Genomic DNA, 373 nt, shown 5'->3' with positions numbered 1-373 from the left:
TATTCTTTTGCTTTATCTGGAGCCGAATTTTCATACTCCATTCGTAAGAATGGCTTATATGAAGGTTCTACCTTTTTTACAAACGAAAAGGAATTGAGCTTTTCCATTATTTCTTCTACCTCTTGTTGATTACAATACAATACAACATATTTCAGCCTTTTTGAAACATAATGTACATTTCCGAAGCGCCTAAGCATTTTGGCTTGTTTTAAAGAGTACAACCAAACAACCAATCCTTGTCTTTGAACAAACATACTTTTTTCCCCTTCACCAGAACCATCATTTTAACTAAGTCTAGCATATTAAAACGTTTCTTTTCAATATAATATAGTAGTTATCAGAAAATAACCTCATATAAGAAAAGCGCAAGCGC

The 373-nt window shown here is 32.4% G+C and carries 1 protein-coding gene; it reads right to left on the bottom strand.

Translation table 11 applies throughout. The annotated features are described in order from the left end of the window. Positions 1 to 254, bottom strand: a 254-nt coding sequence (locus V7121_RS04595) for a YlbG family protein (RefSeq protein WP_335499582.1), incomplete at its 3' end; no start/stop codon positions are given. Positions 255 to 373: the final 119 nt, after the last annotated feature.

Source organism: Neobacillus drentensis (assembly GCF_036962125.1).
Taxonomy (GTDB): domain Bacteria; phylum Bacillota; class Bacilli; order Bacillales; family Cytobacillaceae; genus Neobacillus; species Neobacillus drentensis_B.
This window is presented reverse-complemented; position numbering and strand designations above follow the sequence as displayed.